The sequence below is a fragment of the Alcanivorax sp. HI0083 genome (assembly GCF_001635175.1).
Genome location: NZ_LWFX01001393.1, coordinates 1 through 3,408, shown reverse-complemented (window position 1 = coordinate 3,408; position 3,408 = coordinate 1). Strand labels below are relative to the sequence as shown.

At 57.0% G+C, this 3,408-nt stretch carries 5 protein-coding genes; all 5 read left to right on the top strand.

The window, feature by feature from the left end; genetic code table 11:
* A partial coding sequence (locus tag A3754_RS21140) for a type II secretion system F family protein (RefSeq protein ID WP_197468759.1) occupies positions 1 to 499 on the top strand: 499 nt, incomplete at its 5' end.
* Positions 492 to 1,367 carry a type II secretion system F family protein gene (locus A3754_RS21135; RefSeq protein ID WP_063521252.1) on the top strand — a complete coding sequence of 292 codons (876 nt, stop codon included), beginning with the start codon at positions 492 to 494 and terminating at the stop codon, positions 1,365 to 1,367. The genes A3754_RS21140 and A3754_RS21135, both read left to right, overlap by 8 nt.
* 14 nt (positions 1,368 to 1,381) lie before the next feature.
* The gene (locus A3754_RS21130; protein ID WP_063521251.1) at positions 1,382 to 2,071 is read left to right on the top strand and encodes a tetratricopeptide repeat protein; all 690 of its coding nucleotides are present in this window, start codon (positions 1,382 to 1,384) and stop codon (positions 2,069 to 2,071) included.
* Positions 2,068 to 2,337 carry a hypothetical protein gene (locus A3754_RS21125; protein ID WP_063521250.1) on the top strand — a complete coding sequence of 90 codons (270 nt, stop codon included), beginning with the start codon at positions 2,068 to 2,070 and terminating at the stop codon, positions 2,335 to 2,337. Before A3754_RS21130 ends, A3754_RS21125 begins: the two co-directional genes overlap by 4 nt.
* A partial coding sequence (locus tag A3754_RS21120) for a hypothetical protein (protein ID WP_197468758.1) occupies positions 2,315 to 3,408 on the top strand: 1,094 nt, incomplete at its 3' end. The genes A3754_RS21125 and A3754_RS21120, both read left to right, overlap by 23 nt.

Genomic DNA, 3,408 nt, shown 5'->3' with positions numbered 1-3,408 from the left:
TCGCTACATGGGGGCGGGCCGTTCTCTGGAAGCCTCACTGCTGGAATCGTTCCAGGATGCGCCGCCGGTGTTTGCGTCACTGACCTTCCGTCTGCGTAGCGCGGTGGAATCCGGCCGTGATTACACCGGACTCTTTGACGATTTTGCGCGCTTGTATCAGGTGCCCTCACTGGTGCTGGTTTCCATCGCCTTGCGTACCTCTGCCCGTTTTGGTTCTTCCATTCGTCCGGTATTGCAGCAAGTGGCGAACTCCCTGCGTTCGCAACAGGAGTTGCGTCGCGAGTTCCTCGCGTCCACGGCAGAAACGCGTTTCACCGCCGGCGCCTTTACCTTGCTGCCGCTGGGTATGGCGGTCTACATGATGCTGATTAACGAGAAGTATGCCGATGTGCTGCTGCGCACGGATACCGGTCACACCATGTTGATCATCGCCGGTGTTCTACAGGGTATCGGGGTGGTGATTATCTGGCGCATGGTGCAGGGGGTGGGGCGTGAATAATCTGCTGCTGGCCGTGTCGATAGTGTTGGTGGCGATCGCCTTGTGGTTGCTGTTGTTCAAGGCCCGTGAATGGGAAATGCGAGCGCGGGTTCATGCGCGACTGAACGATACCTCAGGCGCTCACACAGAAAGCGATGATGGCGGTTTCTGGTTGTGGCGTTTGTCCGGAGCGCTGACCGAGTCGTCCCTTGCCGCCAGTGACTATGAGGATATTCGCGTTGCGCTGAAAGGCATGGGCAAAACCCGGGAACAATCCCAGGTTATTTACCTGTTGTCTTGCTGGTTTTTGCCGGTGTTCGTGGCAATCATTGGATTTGTTTTCTTTGGCGCTCTGGGTGGTCTGGTGGCGTCCGCTGGTGGTTTTATCCTGCCGCGTAGAATGATTCGCACCATGGGGGCGCAGGCAGAAATGCGCCAGAATCTGGAGGCGGTGGAGCTGTGCCACCTGACGCGAATGTTGATGGAAGCGGGGCTCTCTCTGGAACGGGTGCTGCGCATTATCGGCGTGCAGGGGCGGCCCTTGTTGCCGATTCTGATTACCCGTATCGACCGCTTTAACCGACTGATGAAATCCGGCGCAGAGCGCAGCCAGGCCCTGGAGGAATTGGGGGAGAACAAACGGATTCCGGTATTGCGCAGCTACGTGGTATTGATGAAACAGAGCAGTCAGTTGGGCTCGGGTGTGTCACACAGTCTCGAGCAGATTATTGAAGAAGCGCAGAACGTGGAGCGCAACCGGATTCGGGAAGAAACCAACCGGATTGGCGCGAAAATGACGGTCATCATGATGGCGTTTATGTTGCCCGCATTATTTATTTTGATAGGTGGCCCGGCGGTGGTATCCATTGCCGAGGCGTTGACACGATGAAAGGGAGCAGGGACATGCGTGGCAGTAATTGGGGAGGTCTGTGCGCTGGGGCGCTGCTGGCAGTGCTGGCGGGCTGCGCCCACCAAGGTGCACCTGCACAGGCAAGCGGTACCGTGGATGTGTCTGGCATTGTCTGCAAGGATGCGCTGCAGCCAGAGCAGAGGGTCGACCTGGAAATGGTCGATACACTGATGGCCAAAGGGCGAAATTATGCAGCGTTGGCGCAGCTGGAAAATGATCCGATGAACGCCATCGATCACTGGTTGCGCTACGGACAGTTGTTGGCGGCGTCCGGCAAACTGGAAGAATCGGAAGAGGTATATCGGGCCCTGGCCAACCGTTGTGGTGATGGCCGCAGTGAGCATGGCCTGGGCATGGTGTTGCTGAAACGCCATGAGGTCATGTCGGCGATTTCGCATCTGGAAAAGGCCCGCGACATGGCACCGGCCACATCACAGGTGCGCAATGATTACGGTTATGCCTTGTTGTTGGTGGGCCGGTATGACGATGCCGCGTTTGAACTGCGTACTGCACTGGAGTTGGCCAATGGCCAGGGGCCGGTTCGACAGAATCTGGCGGTGGCATACCTGATGAGTGATAACAAAAAAGGCATTCAGGAATTGCAGTCTCAATATGGTTTCTCGGCGGATGAACTGGCCTATGCAGAGAAACTCAGTCAACAATTCGGGAGGGCCGCACCATGAAAAAATGGCTTTTGGTATGTCTATTGCCGGGGCTGGCTGTAGCAGCCGAACCCCAGCAGGACTACAGCTTTGGTGTTTCTGACCAGGTGGTGGATAACGTGCCGGAAACGGTGACTGACTGGCTGCTGAACCAGCAGCGGGACTCCCGGCCGGCAGAGAAAAGTGAGCTGTCTGCTCCTATCTATGTGGATACTCAGCGCCGCCTGGCGGATTCATTCCGCACGGCCATACCGGATACCTTCGGTGAACAGACCCGCGACGAGTAATTACCGGCGCCAGCAAGGCGCCCTGACGGTAATTACGCCGCTATTGCTGGTGATCGTCGTCATCCTGTCGGTGATGGCACTGGATGGTGCGCGCCTGTATATGCTGCGTGGCGAAATGCAGGCGCAGGTAAATGTGGCGGCGCAGGCAGCGGCGGGCGAAGCGCAGAGTTGTGGTGGCCAATTTGTCAGTACGGCAGTGATCCAGGCCCGGGCACTTGCCGCCGCTAAGGCTCAGGGTTTTAGTGAAGAGGATGGCTCGTTGCAGGTTCAGGTCGGCCTGATTGAAGACGCGGACGACAGCGATGTTCTTTCGTTTCGGCCGGTGAACTTCGTTGAAGAAAGTAATGCCGTACTGGTGACCTATACCCGCAACGAACCGATCTCCATGCTGCTGCCACAGTCCGTTTTCGGCAGCCTGGATATCACGGTGAATGCGGCGACTCGCAAGGAAGTTGTTGCCACTATCAGTGCTGCTGGCGGTACGGCCGGGGTGGGTGGTGATGCCAGTCTGCTGGGGGCATTGTTGGGCCGTGTTTTGGAGCAGCCGGGGTTTTCTCTGGATCCGACCAGCCTGGATAGCCTGGAAAATGCGACTGTTCGACTTGGTGATCTGCTGTCCAATCTCGGGGTCGATGACGTGGCAGAATTTCTGGACCTGGATGCCGACTTGCTGGCAACGGCTATCGGGGATGTTGGCGGTGTTGCGGCGCCGATTGCCACCATGCTGGATGATATCGCGGTCTCTCAGGGCATCGAAACCATCAAAGTCGGTGACATTATTGAAGTGGTTGAGGGTGCATCTGTTCCGGAAGACAGTGAATTCCCCGTTTATGATCTGGTGATCAGTCTGGTGCTGAATCTGGCAGAACAGCAGCAAGCAGGCGAGGGAGGGATATTGGACCTGCCTCTCAATATCAATGATCTCAACATCCCGTTAATTGCCAATATCAATGCTGTAGACCTCGGGCTTCATGTCGGTGAGCCTCCAACCGTGGTGACAGGCCCAGCCAGGCAGGATCAGGATGGCAACTGGAAAACGCAGTTCTACGCACCGGATGTGACCCTGCAGCT

Coding starts and splice junctions, on each gene's coding strand:
- A3754_RS21130 (WP_063521251.1), top strand. CDS start 1,382: ATGCGTGGCAGTAATTGGGGAGGTCTGTGCGCTGGGGCGCTGCTGGCA.
- A3754_RS21125 (WP_063521250.1), top strand. CDS start 2,068: ATGAAAAAATGGCTTTTGGTATGTCTATTGCCGGGGCTGGCTGTAGCA.